This is a genomic window from Candidatus Propionivibrio aalborgensis, assembly GCF_900089945.1.
GTDB classification, from domain to species: domain Bacteria; phylum Pseudomonadota; class Gammaproteobacteria; order Burkholderiales; family Rhodocyclaceae; genus Propionivibrio; species Propionivibrio aalborgensis.
Genome location: NZ_FLQY01000035.1, coordinates 17,685 through 37,110, shown reverse-complemented (window position 1 = coordinate 37,110; position 19,426 = coordinate 17,685). Strand labels below are relative to the sequence as shown.

Below are 19,426 nucleotides of genomic sequence, written 5' to 3'. Positions count from 1 at the left end.
GCGCGGTTTCGCACGAAAGTTGAAGGTCTGCTTTTCCAAAGATCGACCGACTGCTTAGGGCACGGTGCGGTAGTAGCCTGAAATGCCAAGCGGTCACTCAACCAGAATTCCAAGGCTGCGACCGTTGACCAACTGATTGCGGCCGTTGGTGGCAGAGAACCCCAATGACCGCTGAGGCCGATTTCCAGCCATGCCTAGCGTTCCTTCAGTTATCGGAAGACCTCGATTGTGGTGGCGAGATTTTGCCAGCAGGACTTTTGCGCGACTTGCGGTAACCCGCTGAAATCACGACCTTGCCCGCTGTCGAATTCCGCTGCGGACGATAGCAGTGCGATTGAATCGGGCTGGGCAACACTCGACTCGCCCCATTGGATACGGTTACATCGGCGTATACTTGTTGAGTCCCGTGGCCGGGCCATGCTCGTGCCGGCCCACTATCTCCGTCCTCCGAGTTACAGACAAGGAACTTCTCATGAAACGATTTCTGATTGCATCCACCATGGCGATTGCTTTTGCCTCTCCGGTGTTGGCGACCGACGTGGGCGTCTCGGTCAGCATCGGCCAGCCTGGCTTCTACGGCCGCCTCGACATCGGCGGCTACCCTCCGCCACAACTCATCTACGCACAGCCGGTCTTTATCGGGCCGGCGCCGATGAATCACCCTCCGGTCTATCTGCGTGTACCTCCGGGCCACGCCAAACACTGGAGCAAGCACTGCAGCAGATACAACGCCTGCGGTGAACGCGTCTACTTCGTGAAAGACGACTGGTACAACCGGGAATATGTTCCGCGCTATCAGGAGCAGCATCGTGATTACCGGCAGAACGAGCAGCATGGAAACGAAGGAAAATCGGGTGGCAAAGGTCACAAGAAGTCCAAGGGGCAGGGCCAAGGTCATTGAGTTGTGGGCATGACAAAATCGAACGACTTCAGCCGCGTTGCTGAAGGCGGCAGTCCGGACTCCAATTGCAGAGCCGATGTCGTCGATTCCAATGAGTGAAGCCTCATTTGAAACGCAGCCTGGCACCGTGACGCTCTTTGCGGGAAGCGTCCGCCCCCTGCCTCCGAACAATCGACCCAGCGGGATATTCAAAACAGCGCTGAACCAGCCCGCCTGGGTTGGCATGAACGGGCTGGCTGGAGACGAACAGGCCGACCTTCGCGTACATGGCGGGCCCGAAAAGGCCCTGCACCAGTATCCGGCAGGGAATTATGCCGCGCTGGCCAACGCATTTTCTGACGTCATCGATGATCTCGTTCCCGGCTCGCTCGGTGAAAACCTTTCCGTTGCCGGCTGGGACGAAACGAACGTGTGCATCGGCGACATCTTTCAACTCGGCGACGCGGTGATCCAGGTATCGCAGCCCCGCACCCCTTGCTGGAAGATCGATAGCCGCTTCGGCGTGGAAGGGATGACGCAATACATTTATGACCACGGTTTGACGGGTTGGTATTTCCGCGTGCTCAAGGAGGGGCTGGCCGGCCCCGGCGGCGAGTTTCGCCGGATCGAAAAGGACTCCCGCGAAATGACGGTGGAACGACTGCTGACGATCTGGCGAGAGCATCGACCGGATCCGGAGATGCTCGAATCAATTGCGGCGATGCCGACGCTCTCACCCAATTGGGTCAAGAAACTGAAGGATCGTGCGCAGCAACTCAGGCGGCTTCCCTGATCATGGCGGCCGTGTTCGTGAACCGGAATATGCTTTTGACACCCTCAGTACGGGAGCAGGCAACATGAAAGTTGCGGTGATGGGCGCAGGCGCCGTGGGCTGCTACTACGGTGGCATGCTGGCGCGCGCAGGGCATACCGTGATGTTGATCGGGCGCCCGGCGCATGTTGAGGCGGTGCGCCGCGACGGCCTGCTCCTCGATACGCAGTCGTTCAGCATGCACGTTCCGGCCCAGGCCAGCACCAAGGCCAATGGCCTAGAAGGTGCACGGCTCGTCCTCTGCTGCGTCAAGTCGAATGATACCGAGAGCGCCGCCAGAGACATGGCCCGTCACCTCGATCCCGATGCGTCGGTATTGAGTTTGCAGAACGGCGTCGATAACGCCGAGCGACTCCAAGCGCTGCTCGGTCGGCAAGTCGTCCCTGCCGTTGTCTACGTTGCCACCGAAATGGCCGGGCCCGGCCATGTCCGCCACCATGGCCGCGGCGAACTGGTCATCGGCCCGGCCGCCGCGAGCGAGGAACTGGTCCGGCTGTTTGTCGAAGCCGGCATCCCGACCGAGATCTCCGACAACGTGGCGGGCGAGCTGTGGGCCAAGCTGATCCTGAACTGTGCCTATAATGCCTTGTCCGCGATCACGCAATTGCCCTATGCGCGTCTGGTGCAAAGCGACGGCGTGGAGGACGTGATGCGCGACGTGGTCAAGGAGTGCCTTGCCGTTGCGCAGAGATTGGGCGTGCGTGTTGCGGGAGATACGTGGGAAGCGGTACAACGCATCGCGCGCACCATGCCGAAGCAATATTCATCGACTGCCCAGGATCTGGCGCGTGGCAAACGCAGCGAGATCGATCATCTCAACGGCTATGTGCTGCGCCAGGGCGAAGCGCTGGGCATCGCAACACCGGTCAATCGCGTCCTGCACACGCTGGTAAGAGCGCTGGAGACCAAATCGCTTGAGCCGCAATCGACACCCGTTAACACCTTATCGGAGGAATGACACATGAGAGTCCTGCACACCATGATCCGCGTCGGCAATCTTGAAACTTCGCTGGCCTTTTACACCGAAGTCCTGGGCATGCGCCTGCTGCGCCGACAGGATTACGCCGAGGGCCGATTCACTCTGGCTTTCGTCGGTTATTGCGAAGAAAGCGAAGGGGCCGTGCTTGAGCTCACGCACAACTGGGATACGCAATCGTATGAGCTGGGCAACGCCTTCGGCCACATTGCGCTGGCCGTCGACGATGCCTACTCGGCCTGCGAGCAAATCAAAGCCAAGGGTGGCAAGGTCACCCGCGAGGCCGGGCCGATGAAGCATGGAAAGACCGTCATCGCCTTCGTCGAAGACCCGGACGGCTACAAGATCGAACTGATCGAGAGAAGGTGAATCGAGTCCATGGCCTTTCCGTCCTTCTTCGCCGAAGTTCCGTCTGTTGTCATGCACGACCGGCTGGCCGAGTTTCTCGGCGCGGCGGAGGCCGGCATCATCGAATACCGCTATGTCGATGCGGTGAAGCTCGCCGGCCATTCCTGCCCGACCGTTGCCGGCGCCTATCTGCTCACCCGCCGCGTATTGGCCGCGCTGTATCCGGACGAACTGCCGGAGCGCGGTGAGATCGAGGTCAGCTTCCGCGATGCACAGGAAGAAGGTGTCGCCGGGGTGATGGCCGCCGTCGTCGGCCTGATCACCGGTGCCGCCGGAATCGGCGGCTTCAAGGGAATCGCCGGACAGTTTTCGCGACGCAATCTGCTTGGCTTCGAGGCGCTCGATCTGCCGGGTGGAATCGCTTTCACTCGCCGTGACAACGGCAGGATGCTAAGCGCCTCGCTGCACCTTGAACGCGTCACGCCCGATCCGCGTACGGGCCCGTTGCTGCAACGCCTTTTGGCCGGCGAACGCGACCCGGCGGTCGCCGAAGCTTTTACCAGTCTGTGGCAGGATCGTGTGCGACGGATTCTTATCGATCACGGCGACGACCCGGAGCTGGTCAGTCTCGCCTGACGAGGGCATCCATGCAACGCAACAAGGGTCGCAAACTCGCCCATTTATTACATGTGGATTTGCGCCTGATATCGGATTACACTGAAAGTCCGCCTGCGTTCGCCGGCAATCACAAGGAGCATGATCATGGGCAAGGCAAAGGAATCCAGCAAGGAAGCGAAGAAACAACCGGCAAAGACCCCGAAGGAGAAAAAGGCCGCAAAACAGGCCAAGAAACACGCATCGGACGTCGTTCCGATGACTCCCCGCTCATCCTGATCCGCCGAGACTGGTCAGCGTCCGGATATCCGAATATCAGGATTCCGTATGCGGCGAATCTACTTCACCTCGAACTCGAAACTTGCCGCCACCCGACCTTCAATGACTACCTGAAGATGTCGGTGGCCGGCGAGTTCGCCTGAGCCGATGGTCCATTCCCCATAAATCGTGCCATCCATGGGCACCAGTTGTCTCTGGCTGACCTGCTTGAGCCGCTGGGCAGAAATATCCTGGCTCTCGCCTGCCGGATCCGCGGCGTTGGCGTTCTGTGCCCCGGAGGCATTCGGCAGCAGATATTCTTCGCGGACACTCAAGGCACGCTTGCTCGTGCGAACTTCGATGATCCAGCCGTAGCGCTGGCCCACCTTGTTGGGAACCACACGGGTGGGCTCCAGGTCCAGTTCGAGCGGCTTGCCGGAACTGAAGGTGCCAAACTCCGCACCGACGATTTCCACAACCTGTTGCGCGGGCGCTGGTGGCGCCGCATGGGAATGACCGGCCAGGAAAGTGGAAATCAGGATCAGCGTTATTCGGATCATGTGTTGAGTTGCGTTCATCGGGTATCTTTCCAGCCCTGCTCCGTCTGGCTCAGAAGTCGCCGGGGGCTTCCCACACGATGAAACCCTCCTCCTTTTGCGTCAATTCCATCATGTGAATCAGTGGATGAGCACGCTGGCCCAGATTGATGCCGACTCGCCCGGATTTATGGTCTTCGTCGTTCTCAGTTTCGTGTTCATCAACAACGCCGCCTTCCCGCGCCTTGCGCTCGGCTTCGCGCAAGGCCGATTTTTCCTCATCGACGGCGTGCTGCAACTTCGCCCTGGCCTCCGGCAACTGCTCCTTGGTAAACACCCCGCGCGCCGTGCGCTCCTTGCCGATGATCTCGAAAAGCTGGTGCGCATCCTTGGCAAACATGATGATTTCGCCAGAGGCGCTTGAAGTCAGTTTGACCAACATGATTTTTCTCCCCAAGGTGGTTCGCGTTCTGCCGACCGTTCAGCCGGGCGACGGATGGACCTGCCCTTCCATTGTACCCTTGCCCATGGCATCCTCTCTCTTTGCGGGCTGGGCAACCTTCCCGGTGGCCAACGAATAGTCAAGCATGTCCGCTCTGGAACATTCACACAACATGACGCTGTCACTCGGAATCGATCTTGGCGGCACGAAGATCGAGATCATCGCGCTCGACCCGTCGGGGCGCGAGCTTCTCCGCCGACGGGTGCCAACGCCACAGGGCGACTACACGGGCACGGTCGCGGCCGTCGCGGGCCTGGTTGAGGCGATAGAAGGCGAGCTGGGGCAGCGTGGTCGAGTCGGGTTGGGAATTCCCGGCACCGAATCGGCCACGGGTGGACTGATCAAGAATGCCAACTCCACGTGTCTGATCGGCCAACCGCTGCGCCGTGACCTGCAAACGCTGCTACAGCGCCAGATCCGCATCGAGAATGACGCCAACTGCTTCGCACTGTCGGAAGCGGTAGATGGCGCAGGGCAAGGCGCCGGCATTGTTTTCGGCGTTATCCTGGGCACCGGCGTCGGCGGCGGCATCGTGGCGCATGAGCGGGTACTCACTGGCGCCAATCACATTGCCGGCGAGTGGGGGCACAATCCCTTACCGTACCCAGAAGATGAAGCCCTGCCCCCTGCGGTTTGCTATTGTGGTCGCCAGGGCTGCGTCGAAACCTGGCTGTCCGGCCCGGGGCTGACTGCCGATCACGCACGGCACAATAACGAGACTCTGTCGCCGCAGGACATCGAAGCTCGGGCGAGACAAGGCGACGCCGCCTGCGAAGCGACGCTGCAGCGCTACGAGCGCCGGCTGGCCAAGGCCCTGGCCCAGGTCATCAACATTCTCGACCCGGAGGTGATTGTGCTGGGCGGCGGGCTTTCGAACATGGACCGCCTTTACTCCAACGTTCCGGTGCTTTGGGCCGAATACGTTTTTTCAGACATCGTCCGCACCAAACTGCTGCGGAACCGGCATGGCGATTCCTCCGGCGTACGTGGCGCGGCGTGGCTGTGGAACGAAAAGTGAAACGGACAGCGTTTCCGGTGCTTGTGCATGCGCCTGGTGAGTCGCGGCTTCACAACGCTGCCCGCAGTCCTGCACATTCGTAACTCACCGACTCTCCAGGACGATATGCTCCAGATCAGGCTCTTCCTGCCGTTCGCTGCAGCGTATTTCCTCTCGTACCACTTTCGTACCGCGAATGCGGTAATCGGCCCGGTACTGAGCGACGAAATGTCGCTCGGCGCTGCCGATCTCGGCCTGCTGACCAGTGCCTATTTTCTTGCGTTTGGCGCTGCCCAACTGCCGCTGGGCATGCTGCTCGACCGCTTCGGCGCACGACGGGTCGAATCCGCGCTGCTGCTGATCGCCGCCGCGGGCGCGGCGGTCTTTGCCTGTGGCGACGGCATCGGTACGCTGGCCATCGGCAGAGGCATGATCGGTCTGGGCGTATCGGCCTGTCTGATGGCCGCATTCAAGTCTTTTTCGCAGTGGTTTCCGCTGGAAAAGCAGGCCTCGATGACCGGCTGGATCATGACGTCGGGAACACTCGGCGCGCTGGCGGCATCGACACCGCTGAACGCCGCGCTGCAGATCGCCAGTTGGCGCGAGATATTCTTTTTGTTGTCCGGCATCACCCTGATGGTGGCCGGCTGGCTGTACTTCAGCGTACCGGACAAGCCCGGCACACCGCAACCCGAGCCTCTGGCAAAACAATGGGCGGGCATAAGACTGGTGCTGGGCAGCCGGCACTTCTGGCGTTTCACGCCACTCGGCTTCGCCAACATTGGTGGCTTCATGGCCGTCCAAAGCCTGTGGTCAAGCGCCTGGCTGATGCATGTCAACGGCCACTCTCGCGCCATTGCGGCCAATCATCTGGCGGCCATGAGTGTCGCCATGGTCATCGGCTACATACTGATCGGTCTGCTAGCCACCGGTCTCGGCCGTCGAGGCATCGGTCCAATGTCTTTGCTCAAGTGGGGGCTTTCTTTGGCATTGCTGACCTTGCTGCTGATCATCACCCAGGCGACCGAACAGCACTATCTATTGTGGGTAGCCTTCGGTGTGTTGTCGTGCTTCGGCACACTCGCCTATTCGCTGACGTCTGCCGGTTTTCCGGTCGCACTTTCCGGACGCGCCAACACAACCCTCAACCTGATTGTATTCATCGGCGCCTTCGGCCTGCAATGGGGGATGGGCATCCTGATCGACGCATCTCAAGCCAACGGTCACGACATTGAAACCGCTCACCGCGATGCCTTCATTGTGCTCTTCGCGCTACAGGCTGCTGCTTGCGCCTGGCTGCTGATCAGCGGGAGAAAAGCCTCTCCGCCAGATTGAAGGGAACCGGCGAAGCCCGCGCCCGGCACTGAAGAAAACCGGGCGACAAAATGGCTCTTCCGCTACAAGCCTGCTACTTTTTGGCCGCCAGCGCGCGAACCTGCTCCTCACTCAGGCCGGAAACCCTGGCGAAACATCCGTCAAGCGGACAATGACGCCCCGGAGGACATCCATGCTCCAGCGCGCACTCACGCTGCGTTTGATCGGTAAGCACAATCGTGTGCTCCGCTTCGCAGATACCCATTGGGGAATCAATATAGCTCATGATTCACTCCTTCCTGTTACCGCACCTCGTGCTGGTGGTGCACTACCAGTATAGGTCGTAGTACATCAGCATTCAATGCGATTGCAGCACTGATCGCATTTTCGGAGTTGAGCTACTTCTCGAAGACGTAAATTCCGGGCGCCGGACCGAGGTCCGGGAAGGAACCCGCCTCAGCACAAGGCGGCTTGACCATCGGCCCGCATTGCGGAGAAAGCCAGGCCAGCCAGTCCTCCCACCACGTCCCGGACCGCTTTTCTGAGCGCGCGAACCAGTGCTCGAAATGTTCGTTGCGCTCGGGTTCGGCCACCCAGAAACCCTGCTTCGGCGGCTCGACAACCGGATTGACGATGCTGAAGATGTGCCCCGAAGTCGACAGCACGAATCGCACCGGCGCGGTGACGTTGATGTATTTGTGAATGCGGTAGGCCTGACTCCAGGGAACGATGTGATCGTCTTCGGCGCTCACCGCGTAGAGCGGCTGGGTGATGCGATCCAGGTCGATCGGCTCGTCGGCGATGGTCAACGCATCGCGCTTCATCAGATTGTTATGCAGATACATTTCGCGCAGGTAGAACGAATGCATCGCAGCCGGCATGCGCGTCGTGTCCATATTCCAGAACAGCACGTTAAACGCCGGCAGCGGCTCGCCGAACAGGTAGCTCTTCTCGAAGAAATGCCAGACGAGACTATTCGAACGCAACAGACGGAAACTCGATGCCATGTCACTGCCGTCAAGATAGCCCGTTTCCGCCATCTTCTTTTCCAGGGCACGAATCGCAGCCTCGTCGATGAACACTTCAATGTCGCCCGGCTTGGAGAAGTCGGTCAGCGTGGTGAACAGTGTCCAGTGCGCCACCGGTATTTTCTTCTCGCCATAATGCCGGCAGGCCCAGGCCATGTAGGTCGCCACCAGCGTACCGCCAATGCAGTAGCCGGTCAGGTGCACCTTTGGCACCTTGCACAGCTCGCACACGGTACTGACGACTTGATCGACGCCCTCCTGCAGGTAATCGTCAAACCTGACTCCGGCCATCTCGGCGGTCGGATTCTTCCAGCTCGTAATGAAGACGCTGTAACCCTGATCGGTGAGGTACTTGACCATACTCTTCTTGGCCGTCAGATCCAGAATGTAGAACTTGTTGATCCACGGCATGACGATCACGATCGGCGTCTTATGCACCTTGTCCGTGGTCGGCGTGTAGTGGATCAGCTCGACCAGGCGATTGCGGAAAACCACCTGCCCCGGCGTCGTGGCCAGATCGACGCCAACAGTGAACGCGTCCCGTTCGACCATGAGAATGTTTTTCGCCCTGACATCGCGCATCAGGTTGTTGAAACCCTGCTTCAGGCTTTCGCCTTTGGTCTCGGCGGCCTTGCGTATGGCCACCGGATTGGTGATGAAGAAATTGGTCGGCGCCATCGCGTTGAGCCACTTTCGCACCCAGAACGCCGCCCGCCTGCGCTCCTTCTCGGAAAGACCCGGGGTTTCATACAGCATGTCTTCAAGCCGGTGGGTAAATGAAAGATACGATTCCTTGATGATGTCCCAGGTCGGAACGTCGTCCCACACCGGATCGGCAAAACGGGCATCGTCTGCATGCGGCTTGATCACATCCGTACTCGGCATCCCCAGGGCGCGGCGCATCAAATGCGTCTGCAAGGCCAGCACGTCGCCAGACATCCTGCGGACTTCTCGCGTCAATTCCTGTGGATGCATCATCCAGGCCGCCTGTGCATTGATAATGGACGTCATCACGCCAAAAGGATCGAGGCGCTGCTGAAGGTGCGTCATCAGACTTTCGTAGGCACCGATGCCCGTCAGATCAATATCGGACGCTTTCCTCTTCGCAGAAGCATTTCTGCCCATGACAATCTCCACCCTCAAACGGTTACTGAAACGGGGCCATTACCAGAATCGAAAGCGGCTCATTTGATATCTAGCAACCACTGGATCAGATACTTTGCCACGAACCCAACCATGCCGAATGCCAGGCCCAGGAAAAGCACGAAGGTTCCGAACTTCCCGGCCTTGGCTTCCCACGCCAGTTGCCCGATGATGAACAACATGTACAGCATGAATGCGCCAACCCCGAAGGAGAGGCCAAACGCGGAAACTTGTTCCTCTGAAAAACCAAACATGGGCGCGCTCACTAACCCCGCGGACGTTCGGGCAATGCGCTGGCATCAACCAAAGATCGGTAAGCGTGCCAACTGGCATGGCCCAACAGGGGAATCAGCACGATCAGGCCCAGCAATCCTGTCGCAAAACCGATCGACACCAGCAGCATGATCAGTGATGCCCAAACCGCCATCGGGCCCGGGTTGGCGAGAACGACCCGCCAACTGGTCAGGACCGCCTGAAACAGGTTGGTGCGCCGGTCGAGCAGCAGCGGCATGGCGACGATACTGGAGGCGAATATCGGAGCCGCCAGCACGCCCCCCAAGGCCAGCCAGAGCGCGAACAGAGTGCTGTCTTCTGCCAGTACGACATGGCGCAGGAAGTCAGTCGGCATGTTGACCGGGGCGGGTGCCAGCAGCGTAATCAGCGCGGCCGAGGTCAGTACCCATCCCGTGCCTGCCAGTGCCAACAGTATGCCAAAACGTACCAGACACCAATAACCGCCCGATTCCGCGAATCTGGATTGTTGCCAGCTGAGCCAGGTATCCCTGAGCAGTTGCCAGCGTACGGGGACCCCATGTTCGATGGCACGACTCATGGCGTACAAACTGGTTGCCAGCACCGGCGCCACCACCAGAAAGCCCGAGATGGCTCCAGCCAGCAGCCAGAAATGCCGGTAGGCCGTGGCCATCAGCGCCAGGCCGAATGCCGCGAGGAAGGCCCCGTGCGCCAAACTCAGCCAGCCGCATTGCCGTAAATCGCGCCACCCGAGGGTCAGCCATTGCACAGGCGAGGACAGGGGGACAACCCGCGCGGGCAGTGAGACAAGCGGTGGGTGAACAGGGAAAACGGGGGTTAGAGCCATGCCACTCCTCCACTTCTTCCAGTGCGTGCTTTCAATCCCAAACTCCTCTCAACAGCCAGAATCCGTTTGATTTCATGAAGTTTATTGCAGAAGCAGTTCTGCACATGATGCTTTCCAACCATCGCGCTACTGAAACGGCGCAACGACAACAAATCAGAAGAAATGGATCGAGCCCCTGCATGATAAGGCTGGAGGTCGAAGCGGCCAAGGCCAAACAGCCCGGGGGTTCAAAATCAGAAGTAACAATCCTCCGGCAGAGCCGGAGGCATTCAGTTGTGAGCCGCTCAAAGCGGCAGTTCAGAGTCGCTAACGCGGCTCCGCATTCTTGGAGCCACCGGTTCGGTGGCGACTCATCTCCACAGGCCGAGTTGGTCCAACCGCTCGTCCTCTTGCTCTTGCTTCTTGATGTACTCCCGTACAACGGCCTCATCGCGACCGACTGTTGATACGAAGTACCCTCTTGCCCAGAAATGCTGCCCGACAAAGTTGCGTTTGCGTTCCCCATACACCCGCGCCAAATGAATTGCGCTCTTGCCCTTGATGAAGCCAATCACCTGCGACACCGCGTACTTCGGCGGTATCGCAATCATCATGTGCACGTGGTCAGGCATCAAATGCCCTTCCACTATCTGGCTCTCTTTCTGAGCAGCAAGCTTGCGGAATACTTCTCCGAGATGCTTGCGCAACTCTCCGTACAATGTCCTGCGCCGACGCTTTGGAATGAATATCACGTGATATTTGCAGTCCCACGCCGTGTGGCTCAAACTTTCAAACTTGTCCATCTGGTTTCTTCCTCTCATGTGCTTGGCGGCTCACGATTGGAAGTTTCTACGATGGACAACTCCGAATACGTCAAACTTTTACTGCCTCCCCGGCAGAGCCGGGGGAACTCCTTTGGTTGTAGAGCTATCCGAAATCGGTGATTGATTTGTGCTTGCGCAATGCACAATGTTGGCGGGAGGCTCATCAATCTGTATCAGTTCGGCCAGTTGCAGCCATTCGACCGCTGAAGCCATCGGGCCGGTCCTTAGACTGAATGCCGTCATTCGCCACCAGATAGGAGTAGCCAGAACATATCTCAAATGGTTCCTCGTCATCCGCGATGGCGAGCGTCGGCTTACCGAAGTACCTCGGTCACCGGGATGATCCGAAACGGTGGATGAGGGCGACGGCCCCCAGGCGCGATTGTGAGATTGTACCTGGACTGCCTTGCCGCAGCGTCCGCTCAATGGCGTTCAGGAAGATATGTAGCGCTCTGTATTGAGGATCGCTGGATCGTGCGCCAAGTTATAGCGCAGGCGCTTGGTTGTACAGGACGGTCAGACGCCACGACCTTTGCCGGAATACGCGATTAGGAATTCGTGGCCACAGTCGGCACAGCGGGCGCGCAAAACCGTGGGCGAGGATGTGCTCGGCCGTGCCGCCGAAGTGCGCACCGAGTATTACGCGATTTCCATCGAGCGCAAGCTGAGTCATCCGTGCGTGCTGACGATTACCGCTTCGGCCTGCTCGCCCTTTCTGCCAGGCGAGGAGTGAATGACAGATAGCGACAGTGGCGCCCGGTGATTGCCGTCGAAGACGCTGTCCGGGCCGAACTGGAGGAGAGCGCCTCTAAGGCAAGTGTGTTTCTCGGGGGGCTTGTCGGTCGTGAGAAATCCGGCATCGTCTTTTTATTGGTCGTGTCAGCCATGGGACGGCGTAGCGTCGTTTTGGGCAATTCATAAGTAAATTATAATATTGTTGCTATACTGCTAAGTAATTGAACACTTACTACGGTGGCAGATATGCAGCAAACAACAGCCCGAGTGCGCATCCCGACCGAAGCGCGTCAGAGCGAGATCGTCACGGCGGTGCTGGCCCTGACGGCGCTGCGTGCGCCGGCGTCGATCACCACCGGTGACATTGCCGGCCTCATGGGTCTGACGCAGGGTGCGGTATTCCGGCACTTCCCGAGCAAAGATGCGATCTGGCTGGCGGTCATGGCGCATATTGAAAACAATCTGCATGCGGTGCTCGAAAACGCCGAACATCAGGCGCCGACGCCATGGGATGGCCTGCATGCCGTGTTTCTTGCGCATGTGCGTTTTGTCGTCGCACACCCCGGCGTGCCCAGACTCATCTTCAGCGAGTTGCAGCAACCGGAAGACACGCCGGTCAAGGCGCGTGTGCGCAGCCTGCTGCAGCGTTACCGCCAGTTGCTGCTGCGTCTGCTCAGCGGCGTCGAAGCGCGCGGGCAGCTCGGCATTGGCGTCGACCATGGCGCTGCGGCTTCGTTGTTCATCGGCACGGTTCAGGGACTGGTCATGCAGTCGATGCTGGCTGGCAGCTGCGAGTTCATGGAGGTCGAGGCCGAGCGCGTCTTTGCGCTTTATCAGCGAGCGATTGGAGCGTGTGCATGAAAGCATTTTTCGGTCTTTTTTCCCTTCCGGTTTTTCGTCAGCTGGTTGGTCGCCTCGGCCTGATTGTGCTGCTGCTGGCCTTGCTGTTCGGCTTCGGCATTGTCGTGCTGCGTTCGGGGCCGCTGGCGCCGATTCGGGTAACAACCGTGCAGGTAGCAGAGGGCAGCGTATCGCCCGCGCTGTTCGGCATTGGCACCGTTGAGGCGCGCCGTTCCTACCTCGTCGGCCCGACCGCTGCTGGCCGTGTGCTCAAGGTGCTGGTCGATGTCGGCGAGTCGGTGAGAGCCGGGCAGCTGCTGGCTGAAATGGACCCGGTCGATCTCGACGAACGGGTGGCGGCGCTCGATGCTTCGATTGCCCGCGCCGGCAGCGCCATCGCGGCGGCCGAGGCGCAGCGTCGGGACGCGCAGGCGCGCAGTCAGTTGGCGGTGATGAATACCCGGCGCTATGTCGATCTCGGTGAAAAGAATTTCGTCAGTGCCAGTGCCGTTGAGGGCAAACAGCAGGAACAGGTGTCGGCGCAGGCCGTAAGCAGTGGTGCGCAAGCCAACCTTGCCGCTGCCGGACAAGACGTAAGGCGCCTGCAGGCCGAACGCGACGCTCTGCGCCAGCAACGCGACATGGTGCGCCTGCTGGCGCCGAGCGATGGCGTGATCACGGCGCGCGATGCCGAGCCGGGCTCGACCGTGGTCGCCGGGCAGGCAGTGGTCCGACTGATCGATCCGGCCAGTCTATGGATCCGGGTACGCTTCGATCAGGGGCGTTCGCGCGGCCTGGCGGTCGGCCTGTCGGCCGGTGTCGTCCTGCGTTCGAATCCGGCGCAGTCGCAGCCCGGCAAGGTGGCGCGGCTGGAACTGCTGAGCGACAGCGTGACCGAAGAGCGTGTCGCGCAGGTGGCATTCGACAGTATTCCAAGTGGTGTTTCGCTTGGCGAGCTGGCCGAGGTGACACTGAGCCTGCCTGCCACGCAGGATGGCCTGCTGCTGCCCAATGCCAGCATCAGGCAGCAGGGCGGCCAGACTGGCGTGTGGCTGTATGAAGACGGTACATTGCGCTTCGTCGCGGTGCAGGTCGGTCTGTCGAGTCTCGACGGCAAGGTGCAGGTGCTGATCGGCGTCAAGGCCGGTGACCGCGTTGTGTTGCATAATGAAAAGGAACTGACGGCAGGCAGCCGCATCAAGGTCGTAGATTCACTGATCGGGCCGCGTTCATGATCAGCCTGGCCGGCCGTGACATTCTTCATTCGTGGGGACGCTTCGTGCTCACCGGCGTCGGACTCGGTCTGCTGATCGGCGTTACGCTGTCGATGGCCGGCATTTACCGCGGCATGGTCGACGACGCGAAAGCGCTGCTCAGCAACAGCGGCGCCGATCTGTGGGTGGTGCAGAAAGATACTTTGGGCCCCTATGCGGAATCGTCGAGTCTGCACGACGACCTTTATCGCAGCATTCTGGGCATGCCCGGCGTGGCGCGCGCCGCCAACGTCACCTATCTGACCATGCAGGTGCGAATGCAGGAAAAGACAGGCGCCAGCGATGTGCGCGCCATGGTCGTTGGCTTCGAGCCGGGGCAGCCGGGCGAGCCCGGCTATCTGGTCGCCGGTCGCCAGATCACGCGCAGTCACTACGAAGCCGTTGCCGACGTCAAGACCGGCTTCGTGCTCGGCGAGCGCATCCGTATACGTCGCCATGACTACACCGTGGTCGGCCTGACGCGGCGCATGGTGTCGTCGGGTGGCGATCCGATGGTCTTCATCCCGCTGAAGGACGCGCAGGAAGCGCAGTTTCTCAAGGATAACGACGCTGTTCTTAACGAACGCGCGCGCACGGCAGCCAACCCGGCGCTCAACCGGCCGGGCGTTCCCGGTCTGCTGGAGGCCATCCAGGCCTCGCAGAGCAGTAACCACAACGTCAATGCAGTGCTCGTCCAGGTCAGCGGCGGCGCGGCGCCGGAGGCGGTGGCGGCCGAGCTGCGCCGCTGGAAACACGTCCAAGCCTATACGCGCGAGCAGATGGAAGAGATCCTGGTGGCCAAGCTGATCGCCACCTCGGCGCGGCAGATCGCCATGTTTCTGGTGATTCTGGCGATTGTCAGCGCAGCGATCGTCGCCTTCATCATCTACACCATGACGCTCGGCAAGATCCGCGAGATCGCCGTGCTCAAGCTGATCGGCACGCGCGACCGGACGATTGCCGGGATGATCCTGCAGCAAGCGCTCGGCCTCGGGCTGATCGGCTTCGTCGTCGGCAAGACGGTGGCCACGCTGTGGGCGCCGGTTTTTCCGAAATTTGTTTTGCTCGAACCCGGCGACGCGGCACGCGGCTTTGCCGTGGTCATGGTGATCTGCGCGCTGGCCAGCACCCTGGCCATCCGCGCCGCTTTGCGCGTCGATCCGGCAACGGCGATTGGCGGCTAAGATGCGTACTGAGAAGCAGACAGAAAAGGAAGGCTTCGGCATCCACATCGAAGGTCTGCGCAAGCGTTACGGCAAGGGCGATACGGCGGTCGACGCCTTGAAGGATGTGAACATGAGCGTTGCGCCCGGCGAGGTGGTCGGCCTGATCGGCCCCTCCGGATCGGGCAAGAGTACCCTGCTCAAATGTCTGGGTGCCATCATCGAACCAACGGCCGGGTGGATGACGCTGGGCGACGAAACGATCTTCGACGGTGGCTGGAAAAGCACCGACCTGCGGGCGCTGCGCCGCGACCGGATCGGCTTTGTCTTCCAGGCGCCCTACCTGATCCCCTTTCTCGATGTGACCGACAACGTCGCCTTGCTGCCGATGCTTGCCGGGCAGCCCAATGCCCAGGCACGCCAGCGTGCGGGCGAGCTGCTCACCGCGCTCGACGTCGGTCATCGTGCCAGGGCGCAGCCGTCCGAGCTGTCGGGCGGCGAACAGCAGCGTGTGGCGATTGCCCGCGCGCTGGCCAACCAGCCGCCGGTGATTCTTGCCGATGAGCCGACTGCGCCGCTCGACAGCGAACGCGCCCTCGCCGTCATGCGCATCCTCAACGACATGGCGCGCCAGTACAACACGGCGATCATCGTCGTCACGCACGACGAGAAGATCATTCCGACCTTCAGGCGCATCTATCACATCCGCGACGGGCGGACCTACGAGGAAGCCGGCGAGGGGAGAGCGCTTTGAGCGTTCCGGAAGCGCTCTGGATTGCCCTCGGCCTGCTGTCGGCGGCCACCTTGATCATGCTGCTCGTCCATCGTCTGATTCGTGCTGGCCTGGCCGCGCCGCGCGTCGGCGGGCAAGGTGTTCCCGATGGCTTGCCGTGGCGCGAAGTGAGAATTCCTGCGGTACGCGGCAAGACCTTGTTCGGCTGGTTCATCCCAGCTGAAAAAGCGGTGTCTGGCGGTACGCCAGCGCTGGCTATTCTGCATGGTTGGGGGGGCAATGCTGAAATGATGCTGCCACTGGCCATGCCGCTGCATACCGCCGGTTACGCACTGTTTTTTTTCGACGCACGCAGCCACGGGCGCAGCGACGGCGATACGTTTACCTCCTTGCCGCGCTTTGCCGAAGATCTGAGTAGCGCTGTTGATTGGCTGCAGGCGCAAGCCGAAGTCGATGCGCAGCGCGTCGCTGTAATCGCTCATTCGGTTGGGGCGGGCGCCGCACTGTTGCTGGCTTCCCGGCGGCGTGATCTGGCTGCGGTGGTGAGTCTGGCGGCCTTCGCCCATCCGGCGGCGATGATGCGCCGCTGGCTGGCTGCAAAACGGATTTCCTACTGGCCGCTCGGCGCCTATATTCTATTCTACGTGCAGCGCGTCATCGGCCATCGTTTCGACGCGATCGCACCGCGCCATACCATCCGCTCGATTGTTTGCCCGGTACTACTGGCACACGGCACCAATGACGTCACCGTGCCGGTCAGTGAAGCGCGGGATATTTACGCCAATCGCCGCGACGACCGGGTGCGCCTGCTGCTGATGCCCGGCAGTCATGATGAATATAGCGAAATCGAGCAGCACATCGGAACTGTCGTCGAGTTTCTCGATGGGGCCATCAGTCGCGGAGAAGGAATATGAGGAAACGTGGTTGGGTGATTTTCATGCTATTGATTTTTGCTGGAACTGCCCTTGCACGTGGCCCTTGGCGGGCCAGCGACAGCAACACGCGTGGCTGGGAGTTGATGTCGCCGGAAGAGCGGATCGAGCATCAGGCCCGGATTCGCGGTTTTACGGCGCTGGCTGAATGCGAGGCCTACCAGGCCGAGCATCATCGCGAGATGGAAGCGCGGGCTGAGCAGCTGGGCAAGAAGGTGTCCGGCGGTGGCCGGGATTTCTGCCAACACCTGCGTTCAGCTCCAGCGAGTGTCCGCCAGTCGCCATGAAAGCGCTACATCGCCTGTCGATTCCTCTGGTCACCCTTGTCTTGGTCGGGGTGCCCGTATTCTGGGCTTTCCCCGATGATTTGCCGGTCGCACGCAGTGCCGGGATTGTGCTTGGCTGGGTCGGTTGCGGGTTGCTGCTGGCCAATCTGCTGCTGATGCTGCGCGAGGTGCGGCTGACCGAGTTTTTTGGTAGCCTCGAACGTATGTACACATGGCACCATGTTCTGGGCACGCTTGCCTATCTAGTGCTGCTTGTTCATCCCCTAGCCTTCGCCGTTGATGCCGCGCAGCACTCGGCGCATCAGGCGTGGGCTACACTCTCGCCATGGCGGGAACGATGGCCGATTTGGCTTGGCTGGGCGGCTTTAATTTGCCTGATGTGCGGCCTGGCTGCTGCTTTTTCGCGCAAGCTGGGCTACCCCGTCTGGCGCTGGCTGCACGGCCTGCTGGTACTGGCCGTGCTTTTCGGATTTGCACATCTGATCCTGCTTGGCCTGAGCCAGACGCTACTGTTTGCACTGTTGCTGGCCACCGTGCTGATGTTGTGGCGGGTTCTGCGTATCGACTGCGGACTGGCTGCCCGACCATTCCTCGTCGATCATGTCGAAACCCATGCCAATGGCGTGCTTGAGATATCGCTGCGTCCACTGGCCACGTTGCTGAACGCGAAGCCCGGTCAGTTCGCCATGTTTGCTTTTTTCGACGGCCCACATTTTCAGGGGTGCCGGGAGTATCACCCCTACACGATCAGCGCGGTCGATTCCGACGGCAAGCTGCGCATTGGCGTCAAGTCGCTGGGGGGCTGTACGCACCAACTGCAATCGCTGACGGCGGGCGTCGCCGTGCGGGTGCAGGGGCCGTTCGGCAGCTTTTTGCGTGATCGGGGGAATGGCCCCGAGCTTTGGGTTGCCGGTGGTATTGGTATTACCCCTTTCATTGCCGTTCTGCGCGGCGAGCCGCTCGGCCATCCGGTGCGTCTGCACTATTTTTATCGCGAACCGGCGGACGCCGCCTATGTCGAAGAACTGCGTACTCTGGCCAGCCGGCAAGCGACGCTCGATCTGGAGATCCGGGTCGGTCTGGGCGACGCACAGGCGCTGGCCAATACCCTGCCCGATGCTGGAACGCTGGCCGGCTGCAGATGCTATTTGTGCGGACCGCCCGGATTACTGTCATCTGTAATAGGCATTCTCGAATCGCGCGATGTACCGCAGGACGCCATCTACTTCGAGCGCTTCGACTTCCGATGATGCGCAAACTATTCATACTCGGCACAGCGCTTTTTTGGCTCTGCATCTTGATCACCTGGATCGCCGGTCGTGGCGGCGAGGTGGCGGTGGAGGCACCCGTCGCGGCAAGCGAAAAGCGCTTTTCTCTCGTGGAACTTGCGCAGCATTCAGCCGGGGAAGATTGCTGGATGGCGATTGAAGGCAAGGTCTATGATCTGAGTGCCTATCTGCCGAAGCACCCCTCGAAACCGAGCATCATCGTCCCCTGGTGCGGCAGGGAGGCATCGCAAGCTTATCGGACGAAAACAAAGGGACGCAAGCATTCGGCAGAGGCCGATGGGCTGCTCGGCGCTTACCTGATCGGGGTGCTTGGCGAGACATCGTCCGCACCCGCAAGGCAATAGATATTCATCACCAACATTTTTTCTGTGAAGACATCATGAAATCCGCCGCACGCGTTTCCATTTTTTTCGCCGCTTGCCCAGTAATCAGGTGCCCGGCAAGCTTATCCCAGAAGTACGAGCGGCTTCTGGTTTTGATGACAAATCATTGGATTAAGACGCCTCATCGAAGGTTCACTTTCGTTCGTCTCTCTGATCCATACCTGCCCAAGGTATTTCTCGGACTATTGCCCCAACGCTCACCACCACGGCTCTTGACCGCAGCACCTTGGGGTGGTTTGAGGCCTGCTCCTTAAAGCCGATACCGAGGGACCAACCTACCCTCATCTTCCGTGCAATTTCAACACAAATCTTCAGTTCGTCAGTTCATAGCGAACTTCCTTCCTGTGTGCCTGCGGCACACGCCCACATTCTCCAATGACGATGATCGAATGGCTGCAATGACGAGATGAGCGGCCTCTCAAACAGCATTGCCCCAATCATCGCGTCACCGGAAAAATATTCTTCGATCATTCCCCCTGG

At 60.2% G+C, this 19,426-nt stretch carries 23 protein-coding genes and 1 pseudogene; 16 read left to right on the top strand and 8 right to left on the bottom strand.

Annotated elements, in window-relative coordinates; all coding sequences use genetic code 11:
- The first annotated feature begins 472 nt into the window (after window positions 1-472).
- The 6 genes from PROAA_RS02585 (at window position 473) to PROAA_RS19245 (ending at window position 3,930) form a co-directional block, all read left to right on the top strand.
- Window positions 473-901 (top strand): hypothetical protein, encoded by a 429-nt coding sequence (locus tag PROAA_RS02585; RefSeq protein ID WP_186409825.1) that lies wholly within the window; start codon window positions 473-475, stop codon window positions 899-901.
- A 91-nt stretch (window positions 902-992) separates the two neighbouring features.
- Entirely contained in the window at window positions 993-1,673 is a 681-nt protein-coding gene (locus tag PROAA_RS02580; protein WP_186409824.1) for an MOSC domain-containing protein, read from the top strand.
- Entirely contained in the window at window positions 1,645-2,670 is a 1,026-nt protein-coding gene (locus PROAA_RS02575; RefSeq protein ID WP_245664129.1) for a ketopantoate reductase family protein, read from the top strand. The genes PROAA_RS02580 and PROAA_RS02575 overlap by 29 nt, the downstream gene beginning before the upstream one ends.
- A gap of 3 nt (window positions 2,671-2,673) precedes the next feature.
- The gene (gloA, locus tag PROAA_RS02570) at window positions 2,674-3,057 is read left to right on the top strand and encodes a lactoylglutathione lyase (RefSeq protein ID WP_186409823.1); all 384 of its coding nucleotides are present in this window, start codon (window positions 2,674-2,676) and stop codon (window positions 3,055-3,057) included.
- A gap of 9 nt (window positions 3,058-3,066) precedes the next feature.
- Window positions 3,067-3,672, top strand: coding sequence for a hypothetical protein (locus PROAA_RS02565; protein ID WP_186409822.1), 606 nt, complete (start codon window positions 3,067-3,069; stop codon window positions 3,670-3,672).
- A gap of 126 nt (window positions 3,673-3,798) precedes the next feature.
- Window positions 3,799-3,930 carry a hypothetical protein gene (locus PROAA_RS19245; RefSeq protein ID WP_281182218.1) on the top strand — a complete coding sequence of 44 codons (132 nt, stop codon included), beginning with the start codon at window positions 3,799-3,801 and terminating at the stop codon, window positions 3,928-3,930.
- Between the two features lie 59 nt (window positions 3,931-3,989).
- Here PROAA_RS19245 and PROAA_RS02560 read toward each other — a convergent pair whose 3' ends face one another.
- Both PROAA_RS02560 and PROAA_RS02555 read right to left on the bottom strand, forming a co-directional pair.
- Window positions 3,990-4,487, bottom strand: coding sequence for a hypothetical protein (locus PROAA_RS02560; RefSeq protein ID WP_186409821.1), 498 nt, complete (start codon window positions 4,485-4,487; stop codon window positions 3,990-3,992).
- Between the two features lie 31 nt (window positions 4,488-4,518).
- The gene (locus tag PROAA_RS02555) at window positions 4,519-4,887 is read right to left on the bottom strand and encodes a DUF1840 domain-containing protein (RefSeq protein ID WP_186409820.1); all 369 of its coding nucleotides are present in this window, start codon (window positions 4,885-4,887) and stop codon (window positions 4,519-4,521) included.
- A gap of 145 nt (window positions 4,888-5,032) precedes the next feature.
- Here PROAA_RS02555 and PROAA_RS02550 point away from each other — a divergent pair, with 145 nt between their 5' ends.
- Window positions 5,033-5,965 (top strand): ROK family protein, encoded by a 933-nt coding sequence (locus tag PROAA_RS02550; RefSeq protein WP_245664128.1) that lies wholly within the window; start codon window positions 5,033-5,035, stop codon window positions 5,963-5,965.
- A 27-nt stretch (window positions 5,966-5,992) separates the two neighbouring features.
- On the top strand, window positions 5,993-7,279 hold the full coding sequence (locus PROAA_RS02545; RefSeq protein WP_245664127.1) for an MFS transporter: 1,287 nt from the start codon (window positions 5,993-5,995) through the stop codon (window positions 7,277-7,279).
- Window positions 7,280-7,352: 73 nt separating this feature from the next.
- Here the strand turns inward: PROAA_RS02545 and PROAA_RS02540 are convergent, their stop codons facing one another.
- The 6 genes and pseudogenes from PROAA_RS02540 to PROAA_RS19450 all read right to left on the bottom strand — a co-directional run.
- Complete coding sequence (locus PROAA_RS02540) at window positions 7,353-7,544, bottom strand: hypothetical protein (protein WP_186409819.1); 192 nt, start codon at window positions 7,542-7,544, stop codon at window positions 7,353-7,355.
- Between the two features lie 112 nt (window positions 7,545-7,656).
- Window positions 7,657-9,411, bottom strand: coding sequence for a PHA/PHB synthase family protein (locus PROAA_RS02535; RefSeq protein ID WP_425393993.1), 1,755 nt, complete (start codon window positions 9,409-9,411; stop codon window positions 7,657-7,659).
- A gap of 59 nt (window positions 9,412-9,470) precedes the next feature.
- Window positions 9,471-9,683, bottom strand: coding sequence for a DUF2788 domain-containing protein (locus tag PROAA_RS02530; protein ID WP_186409818.1), 213 nt, complete (start codon window positions 9,681-9,683; stop codon window positions 9,471-9,473).
- Between the two features lie 11 nt (window positions 9,684-9,694).
- Window positions 9,695-10,528 carry a DUF2189 domain-containing protein gene (locus PROAA_RS02525; protein WP_186409817.1) on the bottom strand — a complete coding sequence of 278 codons (834 nt, stop codon included), beginning with the start codon at window positions 10,526-10,528 and terminating at the stop codon, window positions 9,695-9,697.
- A 350-nt stretch (window positions 10,529-10,878) separates the two neighbouring features.
- On the bottom strand, window positions 10,879-11,310 hold the full coding sequence (tnpA, locus tag PROAA_RS02520) for an IS200/IS605 family transposase (protein ID WP_186409816.1): 432 nt from the start codon (window positions 11,308-11,310) through the stop codon (window positions 10,879-10,881).
- Window positions 11,311-11,668: 358 nt separating this feature from the next.
- Window positions 11,669-11,935, bottom strand: a pseudogene (locus tag PROAA_RS19450) (IS91 family transposase); the annotation flags it as partial.
- Window positions 11,936-12,312: 377 nt separating this feature from the next.
- Here PROAA_RS19450 and PROAA_RS02510 point away from each other — a divergent pair.
- From PROAA_RS02510 to PROAA_RS02475, 8 genes are read left to right on the top strand one after another with little or no spacing between them, the layout of a single operon-like run.
- Window positions 12,313-12,927 carry a TetR/AcrR family transcriptional regulator gene (locus tag PROAA_RS02510; protein WP_186409814.1) on the top strand — a complete coding sequence of 205 codons (615 nt, stop codon included), beginning with the start codon at window positions 12,313-12,315 and terminating at the stop codon, window positions 12,925-12,927.
- A complete protein-coding gene (locus PROAA_RS02505; RefSeq protein ID WP_186409813.1) occupies window positions 12,924-14,141 on the top strand; it encodes an efflux RND transporter periplasmic adaptor subunit in 1,218 nt (405 codons plus the stop codon). Before PROAA_RS02510 ends, PROAA_RS02505 begins: the two co-directional genes overlap by 4 nt.
- Window positions 14,138-15,343: an ABC transporter permease gene (locus tag PROAA_RS02500; RefSeq protein WP_186409812.1), complete on the top strand. Its 1,206-nt coding sequence runs from the start codon at window positions 14,138-14,140 to the stop codon at window positions 15,341-15,343. Before PROAA_RS02505 ends, PROAA_RS02500 begins: the two co-directional genes overlap by 4 nt.
- A 1-nt stretch (window position 15,344) precedes the next feature.
- Complete coding sequence (locus PROAA_RS02495; RefSeq protein ID WP_186409811.1) at window positions 15,345-16,076, top strand: ABC transporter ATP-binding protein; 732 nt, start codon at window positions 15,345-15,347, stop codon at window positions 16,074-16,076.
- Window positions 16,073-16,969: an alpha/beta hydrolase gene (locus PROAA_RS02490; protein ID WP_245664126.1), complete on the top strand. Its 897-nt coding sequence runs from the start codon at window positions 16,073-16,075 to the stop codon at window positions 16,967-16,969. The genes PROAA_RS02495 and PROAA_RS02490 overlap by 4 nt, the downstream gene beginning before the upstream one ends.
- On the top strand, window positions 16,966-17,274 hold the full coding sequence (locus PROAA_RS02485) for a hypothetical protein (protein WP_186409810.1): 309 nt from the start codon (window positions 16,966-16,968) through the stop codon (window positions 17,272-17,274). The genes PROAA_RS02490 and PROAA_RS02485 overlap by 4 nt, the downstream gene beginning before the upstream one ends.
- A complete protein-coding gene (locus tag PROAA_RS02480) occupies window positions 17,271-18,524 on the top strand; it encodes a ferredoxin reductase family protein (protein WP_186409809.1) in 1,254 nt (417 codons plus the stop codon). The genes PROAA_RS02485 and PROAA_RS02480 overlap by 4 nt, the downstream gene beginning before the upstream one ends.
- Window positions 18,525-18,571: 47 nt before the next feature.
- A complete protein-coding gene (locus PROAA_RS02475) occupies window positions 18,572-18,907 on the top strand; it encodes a cytochrome b5 domain-containing protein (RefSeq protein WP_222102058.1) in 336 nt (111 codons plus the stop codon).
- Window positions 18,908-19,426 lie beyond the last annotated feature (519 nt).